Raw genomic sequence first — 16,048 nt, 5'->3', positions numbered from 1 at the left:
GGCGCCATGAGCGGTAGTAGGAAGTATTCGATCAGCCTGCCCGAGGATCTCGCCGACGCCGTACGCGCCCATGTCGGGCCCGGCGGTTTCTCCGCCTACGTCGCCGAGGCTCTCGAACAGAAAGTCGCCATGGACAGGCTGCGGGAGATCGTCGTCGACTTCGAGACCGACAACGAAGCTCTCACCCGCGAGGAGGTCGAGGCCGCCCGGGCGCTGCTGCGCCACGACCACCGACAGGCCGGGGCCGCCGCCTGATGCCCGGCACCCTCCTGCTCGACAGCGAAGGACTCTCGAAGCTCTATCGCAAGGACCGCACCGTCGTGGCCCTGGTCCAGGCGGCGGCAGAAGAGGGCGTCCGCGTCGCCACCAGCGCCATGACCACGCTGGAGGCAGACTACGAACGCATCCACCCGGCCCGCATCACGTGGGTCCTCTCCCGCGTCGACGTCCACGACGTCACCAAGGAGATCGCCGACCAGGCCGCCGTCCTCCTTCGCACCCACCGCCTTCACGGCCACAAGTACGCCATCGATGCCACTCTCGCCGCCATCGCCCGCAACGCGCCCCGGCCGGTCACCGTCCTCACCTCCGACCCCGGGGACCTGACACTCCTCTGCGGCCCTCCCGTGGAGGTCGTCAAGGTCTGAGACCGCATCGACGCCAGGACCTCAAGCCCGCTCCCGTCATTCGCACCCTCTGACCTCCGAAGGTCTGCGGAGCACGGCGGCCGGACCTACGTCACCGCAGTACAGGCCACCTCTATCGACGCGATCAGACGTTGAAGCGGAACTCCACGACGTCGCCGTCCTGCATGACGTAGTCCTTGCCCTCCATGCGGGCCTTGCCGCGGGAGCGGGCCTCGGCGACGGAGCCGGCGTCGACGAGGTCGTCGAAGGAGATGACCTCCGCCTTGATGAAGCCCTTCTGGAAGTCCGTGTGGATGACGCCCGCCGCCTCGGGGGCGGTGGCGTTCTGCTTGATCGTCCAGGCCCGGGACTCCTTGGGGCCGGCCGTCAGGTAGGTCTGCAGGCCGAGGGTGCGGAAGCCGACGTGGGCGAGGGTCGCCAGGCCGGGCTCCTCCTGGCCGACGGACTGGAGGAGCTCCAGCGCCTCGTCCTCCTCCAGCTCGGCGAGGTCGGCCTCCAGCTTGGCGTTGAGGAAGATCGCCTCGGCGGGGGCGACGAGGGCGCGCTGCTCGGCCTTGAACGCGTCGTCGGTCAGCTCGTCCTCGTCCACGTTGAAGACGTAGAGGAACGGCTTGGTGGTGAGCAGGTGCAGCTCGTGGAGGGCGGCGGCGGCCTCGGTGCCCTGGGCGATGCCGGCGGAGAAGAGGGTGCGGCCCTCCTCCAGGATGGCCTTGGCCTCCTGGACGGCCTTGACCTGCGGCTGCTTGTCCTTCTTGATGCGCGCTTCCTTCTCCAGGCGCGGCAGGACCTTCTCGACGGTCTGGAGGTCGGCGAGGATCAGCTCGGTGTTGATCGTCTCGATGTCGTCCTTGGGGGACACCTTGCCGTCGACGTGGACGACGTTCTCGTCCCGGAAGGCGCGGATGACCTGGCAGATCGCGTCGGACTCGCGGATGTTGTGCAGGAACTTGTTGCCCAGCCCCTCGCCCTCGCTGGCGCCGCGCACGATGCCCGCGATGTCGACGAAGTCGACCGTGGCGGGCAGGACGCGCTCGGAGCTGAAGATCTCGGCGAGCTTGGCCAGTCGCGGGTCGGGGACGCCGACGACGCCGACGTTCGGCTCGATCGTGGCGAACGGGTAGTTGGCCGCGAGCACGTCGTTCTTGGTCAGGGCGTTGAACAGGGTCGACTTGCCGACATTCGGCAGGCCGACGATTCCGATCGTGAGCGACACGTGGCGACTTCCCGTAGCGAGCGGATCTGGGGTGGGCGGCCCGGGGCGTGTGGGCCGCCCACCAGTCTACGGGCGCCGCCGGACGGGCGACGACGGGCGCCGGGCGCCGGAGTCCGCCGGACGGCTCGGGCGTCAATAAGGCGCAACGGCGTCACGCCTTCGATGGAACGCCGAGGGTGACAGCGGCGTGTCAGGGGGGCGTGAGCGGGGTGGTGGGCGCCTACGTTGGGGGCGTGGAGCGCATGAGGCAGGGTGAGCGGGAGCGGGTGCCGGTCCCACGGTCGGCGAGGACGGGGCGAGGGGGACGGCCCGTGCGGCCGGCGGCACGGCGGGGGGCCGCTGCGGCACGGACCCCCCGTGCGGTGACCCGGCTGGCGGCGCTGCGGCTGACGGCACTGGGCGGCGGACTGCTGACGATCACGGCCATGGTGCTGCTCGCCGGGCTGGCCCGCCTCCTCCTGGACGCCTCGACGGCCGTGTACGGGGGCTGCTTCCTCGTGGTCGGCCTCGCGTCGGTCGTGTGGGTGCGGCCCGCCGACGTCTTCACCGCCCCGGTGGTGGCGCCCATCGCCTACGCGGCCGGGCTCGTCCTGCTGACCGGCGGATCGGGGGGCGGCGGGTTCGGAGAGCGGGTCATGACGGTGGTCACCGCACTCGCCGTGGAGGCGGCGTGGGTGTACGGGGGGACGTTGGCGACGGCCCTGGCGGCGCTGGCGCGCCGGGCGACGCTGGCCGCCGCCAAGCGTCGGGCCAGGGAGGCGGCGGCGCGGAGGACGGCCGGGCCGAAGGCACAGAAGCCGCAGGCGCAGAAGCCGCAGGCGCAGAAGCCGCAGAAGCCGCCGGGGCCGCGCGGCGCCGAGTCGGCACCGCCGCGCTCCCGGCGGCCCGCCCGCTGAGCGACGCGGGCGGGCCGGGCGGGCGCGTCAGCCGGTCAGCTTCTGGGCGGCCTCGGAGCGCAGGTCCCGGCGCAGCTCCTTCGGCAGCGAGAACTCGATGTGCTCCCGCACCGGCTGCACGACCTCGACGTCCGCGTAGCCGCGCTCGGCCAGCCACTCCAGCACGCCCTCGACGAGGACGTCGGGCACGGAGGCGCCGGAGGAGAGGCCGACGGTGGTGACGCCGTCGAGCCAGGCCTCGTCGATCTCGCCGGCGTGGTCGACGAGGTGGCCGGCGGAGGCGCCGTGCGCGAGGGCGGTCTCCACGAGGCGGACGGAGTTGGAGGAGTTCTTCGAGCCGACGACCAGCACGAGGTCGGACTCGGCGGCCACCTGCTTGATGGCCGTCTGGCGGTTCTGGGTGGCGTAGCAGATGTCGTCGCTCGGCGGGCTGATGAGCGCGGGGAACTTGTCCTTGAGCGCGTCGACGGTCTCCATCGTCTCGTCCACGGACAGCGTGGTCTGGGAGAGCCAGACCACCTTCTCCGGGTTCTTGACCTCGACGTTCGGGACGTCCTCGGGGCCGTCGACGAGGGTGATGTGCTCGGGCGCCTCGCCGGAGGTGCCGATGACCTCCTCGTGGCCCTCGTGGCCGATGAGGAGGATGTCGTAGTCGTCCTTGGCGAACCGGACGGCTTCCTTGTGCACCTTGGTGACCAGGGGGCAGGTGGCGTCGATGGTGGCGAGCTTGCCGCGCTCGGCCTCGCGGTGGACCTCGGGGGCCACGCCGTGGGCGGAGAAGATGACGATCTCGCCCGGGGGAACCTCGGAGGTCTCCTCGACGAAGATCGCGCCCTTCTTCTCCAGCGTGCGGACGACGTACTTGTTGTGCACGATCTCGTGCCGGACGTAGACGGGGGCGCCGTACTGCTTCAGGGCCTGCTCGACGGCGATGACGGCTCGGTCCACGCCCGCGCAGTACCCACGGGGGGCGGCGAGGAGGACGCGGCGGGCGGTCTCAGCACTCATGGGCCCATCGTACGGGCGCCCGATGATCGGGCTCACCGGCGCATGGGGGTTGCGCGGCGGGCGGAGCGGCGGCGGTGTCGGTGCCGGGCGGTAGTGTCGCGCGCATGGCTCTCCACACGTCGCCCGAGGCCCCGATCCCCGTCGCGCAGGTGTCGCGGCTGATCGGCGGGTGGATCGACCGGCTGGGCGCGGTCTGGGTCGAGGGGCAGATCACCCAGCTCAACCGGCGGCCCGGAGCCGGGGTGGTGTTCCTGACGCTGCGTGACCCGTCGCACGAGATGTCCCTCAGCGTGACGTGCTTCCGTCAGGTGTTCGACCAGGTGGCGGACCTCGTCGGGGAGGGCGCGCGGGTCGTCGTGCACGCGAGGCCGGAGTGGTACGCGCCGCGCGGCCAGCTGTCGCTGCGGGCGGCGGAGATCCGGCCGGTGGGCGTCGGCGAGCTGCTGGTGCGGCTGGAGCAGCTGAAGAAGACGCTGGCGGCGGAGGGGTTGTTCGCGGCGGAGCGGAAGCGACCGCTGCCGTTCCTGCCCCGGCTGGTCGGGCTGGTGACGGGCCGGGCGTCGGCCGCTGAGCGGGACGTGCTGGAGACGGCCCGGCAGCGCTGGCCCGCCGTGCGGTTCGCGGTGCGGAACGTCGCGGTGCAGGGGGTCCACGCGGTGCCGCAGGTGATCGCGGCGGTCCGGGAGCTGGACGCGGACCCGGCCGTGGAGGTGATCGTCGTGGCACGGGGCGGCGGGAGCGTGGAGGACCTGCTGCCGTTCTCCGACGAGCGGCTGGTGCGGGCCGTCGCGGAGTGCGGCACCCCGGTCGTCTCGGCGATCGGCCACGAGCCGGACACCCCGTTGCTGGACCTCGTGGCCGACCTGCGGTCGCGGACGCCGACGCACGCCGCGAAGGACGTCGTGCCGGACGTGGGCGAGGAGTCGGCGCGGATAGCGGAGCTGCGGGACCGGGGGCGGCGCCGGCTCGCGGCGCTGCTGGACGCCCAGGAGCGCGGCCTGAACGACTGCGTGAGCCGCCCGGCGCTCGCCTACCCGCACCGCATGGTCGAGGAGCGGGCGGACCAGGTGGACGATCTGCTGCTGCGCGCCCGCCGCACGCTGGGCCACCAGCTGGACCGGGCGGGCGGGGAGCTGGAGCACACCCGGGCACGGGTCGTCGCCCTCTCCCCCGCCGCGACGCTCCGGCGCGGCTACGCCGTGCTGCAGCGGGAGGACGGAACGGTGGTGCGGGACGCGGCGGAGGTGGCCGAGGGCGACGCCCTGCGGGCCCGGGTGGCCGAGGGCGGCTTCACGGTCACCGTCGGGCCGTCGTCCTAGGCCCGGGACCGTCAGTCCGGCGGCCTAGGGTGGAGCGCATGGCGAACACGGAGACGGACGCGGGCACGGGCGGCGTGACGGGCGGCGGCGCGGGCCCCGACGGGGACGCGGTGCTGGGCTACGAGCAGGCGCGCGACGAGCTGGTCGACGTCGTCCGGCGGCTGGAGGCGGGCGGGGCGACGCTGGAGGAGTCGCTGGCGCTGTGGGAGCGCGGCGAGGAGCTGGCGAGCATCTGCCGGGGCTGGCTGGCGGGTGCCCGGGCCCGGTTGGACGCGGCGCTGGCCGCCGACACCGACAAGCCCGACAGTCCGGAGGGCGCCCAGGACGCCTAGGGTGGCGCCGGGGGGTGACGTCCCGGGGGCGGTGCGGGACGACGGGGGCGCGACGCGGGGAATAATCGTTGAAGCTTCACCATTCCCCCGGTGACAGCAGCACCACGACCCCCGACATGTGAAACGGACGGATCCGGATGGACACGGCACTCGCCCTTGAGGTCTCCGCGCAGAACCTGCTCTTCCGCGAGGCGCACACCGCGAACACCTTCACGGACGAACCGGTGAGCGACGAGCAGATCGAGGCGGTCTACGACCTCGTCAAGCTGGCGCCGACCGCGTTCAACCAGTCCCCGCTGCGGATCACGCTCGTACGCTCCCCGGAGGCCCGCGAGCGGCTGGTGGGGCACCTGGCCGAGGGCAACCGTGCCAAGACGCGGACCGCGCCGCTGACCGCGATCCTCTCCGTGGACCTCGATTTCCACGAGCGGCTGCCGGAGCTGTTCCCGGTCATGCCGGGGCTGAAGGACTCCGTCTTCGCGGAGGTGGAGACGCGTGAGCAGGCCGGCACGCTGAACGCCGCGCTCCAGGCGGGCTACTTCATCCTGGGCGTCCGCGCCGCCGGGCTCGCCGCCGGGCCGATGACCGGGTACGACGCGGACGGCGTCAACAAGGAGTTCTTCGGCGACGGCAAGCAGAAGGCGATCATGGTCGTCAACATCGGCCGCCCCGGCCAGGACGCCTACCGCCCGCGCGGCCCGCGGCTGTCCGCCCGGGACGCCGTCACCACGCTCTGACGCGGCAGCGGCCCGCCGTCGTCAGGGCCCCTCGGTCCCGGCGGCGGGCTCGTTCGCGGCCCTATCCGTCCCCGCCCGACGACGGCTGCGGCGCGTCGGAGCGCTGCGGCTCCAGCGCGTCGGCCAGTTCGGTGAGCCGGGCGAAGGGGGCCGTTCCGGTCACCACCGTGGTGACGTCGGGTGCGGTCAGCACGAGCGCGTCGTACTTCTGCCCCTCGTAGCGCGCCCACTCCTCGCCGTCGACGGTCACGGTCTCGCCGGTGTCGGCGGCCTGGTGGGTGACCTTCGCCACGAACTTCCCGGGGTCACCGTCGCCCTGCTCGACGGCCGCGTACTCCACCTCGGGGTCGACGAAGCCGAGGTGCCACACCGCGCCGTGGTCGCTCTGCCCCCGGTAGTAGACGGAGGTGGCCCGCCACGCGTCGTCCAGGCCCCGGGGGGCCATGAGGGCGTAGGGCGCCGCCCGCTCGGCCGTCACCAACTCCGCCTGGTAGGAGATCTCCCGCGGACGCTCGTCCCCGCTGTCCCCGTCGGGGATGAACAGGTAGAGACCCCAGGCGCCGATGCCGATCACGGCCATCGAGAGCACCATATCCTTGACGGTCTTGACGGTCTTGGCGGTCATGCCACGCGTTGCTGCCACGCCCCCATGGTCCCTTATGCCCGGCCGAGCGCGGCAGCGGCCCCGCAGTCGGGAGGCGCGCGCCGCCGGGCGCTCAGACGTGAGGGCCCCCTGCTCATCCTGGCACCGGACGGATAAGGTCGTACGTACCCTCACCCGTCTTGACTGCCCGGCGGCTCCTCCCGGCCGACCGAGTGGAAAGGTGCGTTCCGATGTCGGACAACCATCTGCCGTCCCCGCTCGAAGTGAGCCCCGAGGCGCCGGACCGCAACCTGGCCCTGGAGCTTGTGCGCGTCACCGAGGCGGGTGCCATGGCCTCGGGACGCTGGGTCGGCCGCGGGGACAAGAACGGGGCGGACGGAGCCGCCGTGAAGGCGATGCGCACCCTCGTCTCGACCGTCTCGATGAACGGCGTGGTCGTCATCGGCGAGGGCGAGAAGGACGAGGCGCCGATGCTGTTCAACGGCGAGCGCGTCGGTGACGGGACGGGCCCGGAGTGCGACGTGGCCGTCGACCCGGTGGACGGCACCACCCTGACGGCCAAGGGCATGGGCAACGCCGTGTCCGTGCTGGCGGTCGCCGAGCGCGGGGCGATGTTCGACCCGTCGGCGGTCTTCTACATGAACAAGCTGGCCACCGGTCCCGAGGCGGCCGAGTACGTCGACATCGACGCCCCGCCGTCGGTCAACGTGCGCCGCGTGGCGAAGGCGAAGGGCTGTGCGCCCGAGGACGTGACCGTCGTCATCCTCGACCGGCCCCGGCACGAGACCATCGTCAAGGAGGTGCGGGAGGCCGGAGCCCGCATCAAGTTCATCTCCGACGGTGACGTGGCCGGCGCGATCATGGCCGTCCGGGAGGGCGCCGGCGTCGACCTGCTGCTCGGCATCGGCGGCACGCCGGAGGGCATCATCGCCGCGTGCGCCATCAAGTGCCTCGGCGGCACCCTGCAGGGCAAGCTGTGGCCGCGCGACGACGCGGAGCGGCAGCGGGCCGTCGACGCGGGCCACGACCTCGACCGCGTGCTGCACACGGACGACCTGGTCAGCGGCGAGAACGTCTTCTTCGTGGCCACCGGCATCACCGACGGCGACCTGCTGCGGGGGGTGCGCTACCGGGCCGAGACCGCCTTCACCCAGTCCCTGGTGATGCGGTCCAAGTCGGGCACGATCCGGCAGATCGACTCCACGCACCGGCTGGCCAAGCTGCGCGCGTACAGCGCCGTGGACTTCGACCGGGCGATCTGAGCCGACCCGCCGCGCCGGAGCCGACCCCCGGTTCGGCTCGGGCGCGGACGCGCGGTGGCTCAGGCGATGCGGCGCACCTGCGCGGGGACGGCGTCGGTCTGGGCGACGGCGTCCCGCCGGCGGCGTCGGGCGAGCACGACGCGCCGTTCCGCCGCCGTCAGCCCGCCCCACACCCCGTACGGCTCGGGCTGGAGAAGGGCGTGCTCGCGGCACTCCACCAGGACGGGGCAGCGCGCGCACACGGACTTCGCCGCCTGCTCGCGGGCCAGCCGCTCCGCCGTCGGCTCCTTGGAGGGGGCGAAGAACAGCCCGGCCTCGTCCCGGCGGCAGACCGCCTCGGAATGCCAGGGGCCGGCTTGCTCACGGTCGGGCGTGCGCCCCCGGAGGGCGCCGGACGGCGCCCCGGCCGGGGGGAGAACGGCTGCCTGCAGAGACTGATGCGGCGGTCGCGGCACGGTCCACTCCTGACGACGGCGATGGGAGTCACCCTGACTGCCTTCATCCGCACGGGAGTTCACCAGGGGGAGCCGTGCGTGAGGCGATGCCGGAAGCTCTACCCGCTGTACGCGTGCTTATGCGCTCAGTCGCCACTTGAGCGCAAGTCGCGGACGCGTCGACCCCGTACGGGCTTCGCCTCGACGGCTCCGCACAGGGCGACGCCCCGCACGACGACCACCGGGGCGCGGGGGTCGTCGGCCGTCAGCCCGTCGACCTCGAACGCCCCCAGGACGCCGGCGCCCTCGTTCCGGAGCGTCACGTTCTCCGGCACGGTGATCTCCACCCCGCCGCAGACGGCGTAGGCGTTGATGACGAGTTCCTGCTGGTCGAAGAAGGCCTCGGTCAGGTCGATCTCCACGCTGCCGAAGGCCGCGACGGCGTGCAGCGGGCCGCCCGCGCGCCAGCGCCCACGGCGCACCGCCGAGCCGAAGACGGCGGCCAGGGTGCGACTCAGGCCGGACCTCGGCACGCCGTACCGGGCGGGCGCGTTGTGGTCATGGCCCGCCGGGGCGGGCCCGGGAGCGCTCCGGGGCGTGCGCCCCGCGGGGAGATCGGCGACGAGGGGCGTCAGCTCGTCCAGGGTCCGCGCGGCGTACGCCGTCCCGACGCGGTCGCCGTGTTCGGACGGGGTGATCCGACCCTCTTCGAGAGCCTGGGCGAGGAGGGCCGCGATCCGGTCGCGGTCGGCGTCGGAGGCCCGTACCGCCGTGGGCCGCTTGCTGAGCGTCACGCCGTCCACGTCACCGTTCACGTCACTCCGATCCGTTGACGGACCGCTGCTCCCGTGCCGGGAGGCAGGGGTCCCGTCCCCTCGCTGGTTCGTCCCCACCGCCGCGGACGGCCTCGCCGCCCCGGGCGCCCGGCCCCGACCGCCGGCCCGGCACCGGCCAGCGTACCGACCATCGCGATAGATCGCGAGCGTCCGGGTGAGCCCAACCTCACAGGATCCGGGCGGCTCGGGCGTTCTACCCTGTGATGCGCGCTCGCCGAAGCCGTCGAGTCGCCGCGTCGTCGAGAGAGGAACCCGTCTTCATGGCTGCCCGTCCCCGCACGGAGACCCACGAGTTCGCGTACACGGATCTGCTGCCGGTGGGTGAGGACACCACGGAGTACCGCCTGGTGACCACCGAGGGGGTCGACACCTTCGAGGCGGGCGGGCGCACCTTCCTGCGGGTGTCGCCGCAGGCACTGCGGACGCTGGCGGCCGAGGCCATGAAGGACATCGCCCACTTCCTGCGCGCCGACCACCTGGCGCAGCTGCGCAAGATCCTCGACGACCCCGAGGCGAGCCCCAACGACCGCTTCGTCGCGCTCGACCTGCTGAAGAACGCGAACATCGCGGCGGCCGGCGTGCTCCCCATGTGCCAGGACACCGGTACCGCCATCGTCATGGGCAAGCGGGGCCAGAACGTGCTCACCGAGGGCGAGGACGAGCACGCCCTCTCCGGCGGCGTCTTCGACGCCTACGACCAGCTCAACCTGCGCTACTCGCAGATGGCCCCGCTGACCATGTGGGAGGAGCGGAACACCGGGACGAACCTGCCCGCCCAGATCGAGCTCTACGCGACCGACGGCGACGCCTACACGTTCCTCTTCATGGCCAAGGGCGGCGGCTCGGCGAACAAGTCGTTCCTCTACCAGGAGACGAAGGCCGTCCTCAACGAGACCGCGATGATGCGGTTCCTGGAGGAGAAGATCCGCTCGCTGGGCACGGCCGCCTGCCCGCCCTACCACCTCGCGATCGTCGTGGGGGGTACGAGCGCCGAGTACGCCCTGAAGACGGCCAAGTACGCCTCCGCCCACTACCTGGACGAGCTGCCCGCCGAGGGGTCGGCCGCCGGCCACGGCTTCCGGGACCTGGAGCTGGAGAAGAAGGTCTTCGAGCTGACGCAGACGATCGGCATCGGCGCGCAGTTCGGCGGCAAGTACTTCTGCCACGACGTGCGCGTGGTGCGGCTGCCCCGGCACGGCGCCTCCTGCCCCGTGGCCATCGCCGTCTCCTGCTCGGCCGACCGGCAGGCCAAGGCGAAGATCACCGCCGAGGGCGTCTTCCTGGAGCAGTTGGAGCGCGACCCCGCGCGCTTCCTGCCGGAGACCACGGGCGAGGAGCTGGCGGGCGCCGCCTCCGCCGAGGACGACGTCGTCCGCATCGACCTCAACCGGCCGATGGACGAGATCCGCGCCGAGCTGAGCAGGCACCCCGTCAAGACCCGGCTCTCGCTGACGGGGCCGCTCGTCGTGGCCCGGGACATCGCGCACGCCAAGATCAAGGAACGGCTCGACGCGGGCGAGGGGATGCCGCAGTACCTGCGCGACCACGCCGTGTACTACGCGGGCCCGGCGAAGACCCCGCAAGGGTACGCGTCCGGATCCTTCGGGCCGACGACGGCGGGCCGGATGGACGCCTACGTCGAGCAGTTCCAGGCGGCGGGCGGCTCGTTCGTGATGCTCGCGAAGGGCAACCGCAGCAAGCAGGTCACCGACGCGTGCGCCGCGCACGGCGGCTTCTACCTCGGCTCGATCGGCGGGCCCGCGGCCCGGCTGGCGCAGGACTGCATCAAGAAGGTCGAGGTCCTGGAGTACGAGGAGCTGGGCATGGAGGCCGTCTGGAGGATCGAGGTGGAGGACTTCCCCGCGTTCGTCGTCGTGGACGACAAGGGCAACGACTTCTTCACCGACCCCGGCCCCTCCCAGCCGTTCGTGACGTCCATTCCCGTCCGCGGCTGAGCCGGGCGGGCCGTCGGCATACGCTCGGGCCCATGAGTGACGCATACCGCATCGAGCACGACTCCATGGGCGAGGTCAAGGTGCCCGCCCACGCCAAGTGGCGCGCGCAGACCCAGCGCGCCGTGGAGAACTTCCCCGTGTCCGGGCAGCGGCTGGAGCGGGCCCACATCCAGGCGCTCGCCCGGGTCAAGGCGGCGGCGGCGACGGTCAACGCCGAGCTGGGCGTCGTGGAGAAGGACATGGCGGCGGCCCTCGTCTCGGCCGCCGCCGAGGTCGCCGACGGGCACTGGGACGAGCACTTCCCCGTCGACGTGTTCCAGACCGGCTCCGGCACGTCCTCGAACATGAACATGAACGAGGTCCTGGCCACGTTGGCCGGTGAGCGCCTGGGTGCGCCGGTGCACCCCAACGACCACGTGAACGCCAGCCAGTCGTCCAACGACGTCTTCCCCTCCTCCGTGCACATCGCCGCGACCGCGGCCGTCACGGAGGACCTCGTCCCGGCCCTGGAGCACCTCGCCGACGCCCTGGAGCGCAAGGCGGCCGAGTTCGCCTCGGTCGTGAAGTCGGGGCGCACGCACCTGATGGACGCGACCCCGGTCACCCTCGGCCAGGAGTTCGCCGGGTACGCGGCGCAGATCCGCTACGGCGTGGAGCGGATGCACGCCGTCCTGCCGCGGCTGGCCGAGCTGCCCCTCGGCGGGACGGCGGTGGGCACCGGTATCAACACGCCGCCCGGCTTCGCCGCGCAGGTGATCGCCGAGGTCGCGCGGATGACGGGGCTGCCGCTGACCGAGGCGCGGGACCACTTCGAGGCGCAGGGCGCGCGGGACGGGCTGGTGGAGGCCTCCGGGCAGCTCCGCACGATCGCGGTGAGCCTGACCAAGATCTCCAACGACCTGCGCTGGATGGCGTCGGGCCCGCGCACGGGGCTCGCGGAGATCAACCTCCCCGACCTCCAGCCGGGTTCGTCGATCATGCCGGGCAAGGTGAACCCGGTCATCCCCGAGGCCGTGCTCATGGTCGCGGCGCAGGTGACGGGCAACGACGTCACCGTCGCGACGGCGGGCGCCTCGGGCAACTTCGAGCTGAACGTGATGCTGCCGGTGCTGGCGCGCAACGTCCTGGAGTCCGTGCGGCTGCTGTCCAACGCCTGCCGGCTGCTGGCCGACCGGGCGGTGGACGGCATCACCGCGAACGTCGAGCGGGCCCGGGAGTACGCGGAGTCCTCACCGTCGGTCGTCACGCCGCTCAACCGGTACCTGGGGTACGAGGAGGCCGCGCGGGTCGCGAAGCGGGCGCTGGCCGAGCGCCTCACGATCCGCGAGGCGGTGCTGGAGGGCGGGTACGTCGAGCGCGGCCTGCTGACCGAGGAGCAGCTGGACGAGGCCCTGGACGTCCTGCGGATGACGCGTCCCTGACGCGCGGTCGAGCGCCGCTCGCAGCTCCGGCGCGGCGTCGGCCACGGCGGTGGCCGGCCCCGGGCCGGAGGGTTGTCGCGCGGGTACCATCCGTGAATGACAGCGGATACGGAGCGGACAGCGCAGGGACGGACCGTCCGGCACTCCGGCGCCCACTGGAGTCCGGGGACGCACATCCTGTGGCGCTACCGGGCGAACGGCCAGGACCACCCGCACATCTGCCGTCCGGTGACCGTGGTGCGGGACACCCCCGACCTGCTGGCCGTCTGGATGGCACCGGGGACGCAGTGCGTCAAGCCCGAGCTCGCGGACGGCACGCCGGTGCACCGCGAGCCACTGGAGACGCGGTACACCAAGCCGCGGACGATCACGCGCTGCCGCTGGTTCGGGGCCGGCGTCCTGAAGCTGGCGCGGCCGGCGGACCCGTGGTCGGTGTGGCTGTTCTGGGAGCCGGGCTGGCGGTTCAAGAACTGGTACGTCAACCTGGAGGAGCCGCGCCTGCGCTGGTCCCACGGGGTGGACTCGGAGGACCACTTCCTGGACCTTGAGGTGCACGCGGACCGCAGCTGGCAGTGGCGTGACGAGGACGAGTTCGCCCAGGCGCAGGCCGCCGGGCTGATGGACGCGGCGCAGGCGCGCCGGGTGCGGGCGGCCGGCCGCGCCGCGCTGGACCACGTGCTGGCGTGGGGGCCGCCGTTCACCGACGGCTGGGAGGACTGGCGGCCGGACCCGTCCTGGCCCATCCCCCGGCTGCCGGGCGACTGGGACCGGCCGGCGCACCGGGACGGGTGACGGACGCACCACCTGTTCGAGCCGAGCGCATCGTGATGGAGCTGAGTCCGGGACCACCTTGATACGCTCCGGGGCCGCAACCGTAGGATCTTCCTCCGGACGCACCCGCACAGCATCACGGACCGCAGCAACTCCCCCGTGCTCGGCAGGAATTGATGGGCACCCCCGAGAGGAGCCACGCACGTGAGCAGCATCGGACCGGCGCCCGGTGCACCCGGCCGGGGCCGTCCCCGGCCCCGGAGGCCGGACTTCCGCTTCCGTTCCCCGACGGCATGATCCGGGTATCGGGGTATCGACGCCCACGTCGACGCCCCCCACCGGCGGCAGCAGCGACCGCCGGACCGGACCGCCGAGAGAACCGAGGAGCACAGCCCCAGTCAGCCTCCCCCGGCCCCCGGCCGGGCGGTGTCCCCCAGGACGGATGGAAACCCGACGCGTGACGGAGCACCCGACCACCCCCCGCCGGTCACCGGCCGGAGCGGACACGCCCCGGCCGGCTGACCGGGCGATCCCGCACGCCCGGCCCGAGGCCGCGGCGGGCGGCGAGGACAGCCCCGTGCGTGGGTCCGCCCGTCCGGCGCCCGGGGACACCCCCGACGAAGCGCCCCCGGGCGCCGCCGTGCCCGCACCCACCGCCCCCGGCGGCACCGCGCCCGACCGCGCCCCGGAGGACAGCGAGCACGCCCGGCGCGGCGGCGACCGGCTGCGCTTCGTCGGGGCCGCCACCCGCCGCATCGCCCGGGGCATGGACCTGGACGAGACGGTGCTCGGCCTGTGCCGGGCCTCCGTCCCCGCCTACGCCGACGCGATCCTGGTGTACCTGCGCGACCCGCTGCCGGTCGGTGACGAGCGGCCCACCGGCCCCGTACGACTGCGGCTGCGGCGCACGGACCGGCTGCCCGACTACGTCGACCGGACCCACCCGGGCCCGGCCCCGGCACCCGGCGCCCCGGTGAGCGACGGGACGGGAGGCGTGACGCGGGACGGGCCGCCGACCGGCCCGGAGCCGGGACCGGACGCGCGGCCGTCGGCCGGGAAGCGACCGCCGTTGCCGACCACGCTCGCCGAGCAGCCGGCCGTCGGGGCCGCCGAGGTGGCGGACGTCCGCACCGGCGGGGCGCTGGCCGAGGTGCTGCGCGGCGTCCGGCCGCTGTTCGGAACCTCACCGGCCGCCGGGGCCGCCCTGCGGGAGCTGCTGGGCCAGGAGCGCGACATGCCGCCCGGCGACCGAGCCGTCCTGGCCCCGCTGCGCGGCCGGCGCCGCGTCATCGGCGCGGCCGTCTTCCTGCGCCGTCCGGAACGGCCCGCGTTCGAGGGCGACGACCTCCTGGTGGCGGCCCAGCTGGCCACGCACACCGCGCTCGGGGTGGACAAGGCCGTGCTCTACGGCCGCGAGGCGTACATCGCCGACGAGTTGCAGCGCACGATGCTGCCCGACCGGCTGCCCCAGCCGACCGGCGTGCGGCTGGCGAGCCGCTACCTCCCGGCGGCCGAGTCGGCACGCGTCGGCGGTGACTGGTACGACGCGATCCCACTGCCCGGCAGCCGGGTGGCCCTGGTCGTGGGGGACGTCATGGGGCACTCCACGACGTCCGCGGCGATCATGGGACAGCTCCGCACGACGGCCCAGACGCTGGCCCAGCTCGACCTGCCGCCGCAGGAGGTCCTGCACCACCTCGACGAGCAGGCGCAGCGGCTGGGCGAGGACCGCATGGCGACGTGCATCTACGTCGTGTACGACCCCGTGGCCCACCGGATGATCGTGGCGAACGCGGGTCACCCGCCGCCCGTCATGCTGCACCGGGACGGCACGGCGGAGACCCTGCGCATCCCGCCGGGCGCGCCCATCGGCGTCGGCGGCGTGGACTTCCGTGCCGTCGAGCTCGACGCGCCCGCCGGTGCGACCCTGCTGCTGTACACCGACGGGCTGGTGGAGTCGCGCCACCGCGACGTGTGGTCGGGCATCGAGACGCTCCGCGAGAAGATGGCCGAGACCGGACGGCTGACCCGCCCCGACGCCTCGGCCCCGCTGGAGCCGCTGTGCGACGAGGTGCTGGACATCGTGGGACCGGGTGACCGGGACGACGACATCGCCCTGCTCGCGGCCCGGTTCGACGGCATCGCGCCCAGCGACGTCGCGCTGTGGGAGCTGGAGCCGCGCCCGGAGACGGCCGGGCAGGCGCGTCGGCTGGCCCGCCGGGCCCTGGCCGCCTGGGGCATAGAGGAGCTGTCCGACTCGGTCGAGCTGCTGGTCAGCGAGGTCGTCACCAACGCGGTGCGGTACGCCGAACGACCGGTGACGCTGCGGCTGCTGCGCACGGACGCCCTGCGCTGCGAGGTCGGGGACGACGTCCCGCAGCTGCCCCGGCTGCGGCAGGCGCGGGCCACGGACGAGGGCGGGCGCGGGCTCTACCTGGTCAACCGCATCGCCCGGCGCTGGGGCGCCACCCGGCTGTCCACCGGGAAGCTGGTCTGGTTCGAGGTGCCGCTGCCGTAGGCGGTGACCGGACCGAGAGCGGTGCCCCGGACCGTGCCGGTCCGGGGCACCGCGGTGATCGTGCGGGCCGCTCCGGCATCCTCCCGGCGCGGCCC

16 protein-coding genes are annotated in these 16,048 nt (G+C 73.4%); 11 read left to right on the top strand and 5 right to left on the bottom strand.

Features of this window, described 5'->3' with window-relative positions; all coding sequences use genetic code 11:
* Positions 1-6 precede the first annotated feature (6 nt).
* Together IF129_RS18815 and IF129_RS18810 are read left to right on the top strand one after the other, a co-directional pair.
* A complete protein-coding gene (locus IF129_RS18815) occupies positions 7-255 on the top strand; it encodes a hypothetical protein (protein WP_191210893.1) in 249 nt (82 codons plus the stop codon).
* Entirely contained in the window at positions 255-647 is a 393-nt protein-coding gene (locus tag IF129_RS18810; RefSeq protein ID WP_191210892.1) for a DNA-binding protein, read from the top strand. Before IF129_RS18815 ends, IF129_RS18810 begins: the two co-directional genes overlap by 1 nt.
* A gap of 124 nt (positions 648-771) precedes the next feature.
* On the opposite strand, the gene ychF is transcribed toward IF129_RS18810, so the two are convergent.
* Entirely contained in the window at positions 772-1,860 is a 1,089-nt protein-coding gene (ychF, locus tag IF129_RS18805; protein ID WP_191210891.1) for a redox-regulated ATPase YchF, read from the bottom strand.
* A gap of 362 nt (positions 1,861-2,222) precedes the next feature.
* Between ychF and IF129_RS18800 the strand changes: the two genes are divergently transcribed.
* The gene (locus IF129_RS18800) at positions 2,223-2,756 is read left to right on the top strand and encodes a DUF6542 domain-containing protein (RefSeq protein ID WP_191210890.1); all 534 of its coding nucleotides are present in this window, start codon (positions 2,223-2,225) and stop codon (positions 2,754-2,756) included.
* A gap of 27 nt (positions 2,757-2,783) precedes the next feature.
* On the opposite strand, the gene IF129_RS18795 is transcribed toward IF129_RS18800, so the two are convergent.
* The gene (locus IF129_RS18795) at positions 2,784-3,764 is read right to left on the bottom strand and encodes a 4-hydroxy-3-methylbut-2-enyl diphosphate reductase (protein WP_191210889.1); all 981 of its coding nucleotides are present in this window, start codon (positions 3,762-3,764) and stop codon (positions 2,784-2,786) included.
* Between the two features lie 104 nt (positions 3,765-3,868).
* On the opposite strand from IF129_RS18795, the gene xseA reads away from it, so the two are divergent.
* The 3 genes from xseA (at position 3,869) to IF129_RS18780 (ending at position 6,152) form a co-directional block, all read left to right on the top strand.
* The gene (xseA, locus tag IF129_RS18790) at positions 3,869-5,083 is read left to right on the top strand and encodes an exodeoxyribonuclease VII large subunit (RefSeq protein WP_191210888.1); all 1,215 of its coding nucleotides are present in this window, start codon (positions 3,869-3,871) and stop codon (positions 5,081-5,083) included.
* A 38-nt stretch (positions 5,084-5,121) separates the two neighbouring features.
* The gene (locus IF129_RS18785) at positions 5,122-5,415 is read left to right on the top strand and encodes an exodeoxyribonuclease VII small subunit (RefSeq protein WP_191210887.1); all 294 of its coding nucleotides are present in this window, start codon (positions 5,122-5,124) and stop codon (positions 5,413-5,415) included.
* Between the two features lie 137 nt (positions 5,416-5,552).
* Complete coding sequence (locus IF129_RS18780; protein WP_191210886.1) at positions 5,553-6,152, top strand: malonic semialdehyde reductase; 600 nt, start codon at positions 5,553-5,555, stop codon at positions 6,150-6,152.
* A 61-nt stretch (positions 6,153-6,213) separates the two neighbouring features.
* Here IF129_RS18780 and IF129_RS18775 read toward each other — a convergent pair whose 3' ends face one another.
* On the bottom strand, positions 6,214-6,795 hold the full coding sequence (locus IF129_RS18775; RefSeq protein ID WP_318153826.1) for a DUF4245 domain-containing protein: 582 nt from the start codon (positions 6,793-6,795) through the stop codon (positions 6,214-6,216).
* 191 nt (positions 6,796-6,986) lie between these two features.
* On the opposite strand from IF129_RS18775, the gene glpX reads away from it, so the two are divergent.
* Complete coding sequence (glpX, locus tag IF129_RS18770; protein ID WP_191210885.1) at positions 6,987-8,018, top strand: class II fructose-bisphosphatase; 1,032 nt, start codon at positions 6,987-6,989, stop codon at positions 8,016-8,018.
* 59 nt (positions 8,019-8,077) lie between these two features.
* On the opposite strand, the gene IF129_RS18765 is transcribed toward glpX, so the two are convergent.
* Entirely contained in the window at positions 8,078-8,473 is a 396-nt protein-coding gene (locus IF129_RS18765; protein WP_191210884.1) for a WhiB family transcriptional regulator, read from the bottom strand.
* Positions 8,474-8,598: 125 nt separating this feature from the next.
* Positions 8,599-9,267: a DUF1707 SHOCT-like domain-containing protein gene (locus tag IF129_RS18760; RefSeq protein WP_191210883.1), complete on the bottom strand. Its 669-nt coding sequence runs from the start codon at positions 9,265-9,267 to the stop codon at positions 8,599-8,601.
* A gap of 281 nt (positions 9,268-9,548) precedes the next feature.
* On the opposite strand from IF129_RS18760, the gene IF129_RS18755 reads away from it, so the two are divergent.
* From IF129_RS18755 to IF129_RS18740, 4 genes are all read left to right on the top strand, one after another.
* Positions 9,549-11,243, top strand: a complete 1,695-nt coding sequence (locus IF129_RS18755; RefSeq protein WP_191210882.1) for a fumarate hydratase — start codon at positions 9,549-9,551, stop codon at positions 11,241-11,243.
* A 32-nt stretch (positions 11,244-11,275) separates the two neighbouring features.
* Positions 11,276-12,664, top strand: a complete 1,389-nt coding sequence (locus tag IF129_RS18750) for a class II fumarate hydratase (RefSeq protein WP_191210881.1) — start codon at positions 11,276-11,278, stop codon at positions 12,662-12,664.
* Positions 12,665-12,760: 96 nt separating this feature from the next.
* Complete coding sequence (gene fomD, locus IF129_RS18745) at positions 12,761-13,456, top strand: cytidylyl-2-hydroxypropylphosphonate hydrolase (protein ID WP_191210880.1); 696 nt, start codon at positions 12,761-12,763, stop codon at positions 13,454-13,456.
* 421 nt (positions 13,457-13,877) lie between these two features.
* Complete coding sequence (locus IF129_RS18740) at positions 13,878-15,953, top strand: ATP-binding SpoIIE family protein phosphatase (protein WP_191210879.1); 2,076 nt, start codon at positions 13,878-13,880, stop codon at positions 15,951-15,953.
* The last annotated feature ends 95 nt before the right edge of the window (positions 15,954-16,048 follow it).

The sequence above is a fragment of the Streptomyces chumphonensis genome, assembly GCF_014779715.1.
GTDB classification, from domain to species: domain Bacteria; phylum Actinomycetota; class Actinomycetes; order Streptomycetales; family Streptomycetaceae; genus Streptomyces; species Streptomyces chumphonensis.
This window is presented reverse-complemented; position numbering and strand designations above follow the sequence as displayed.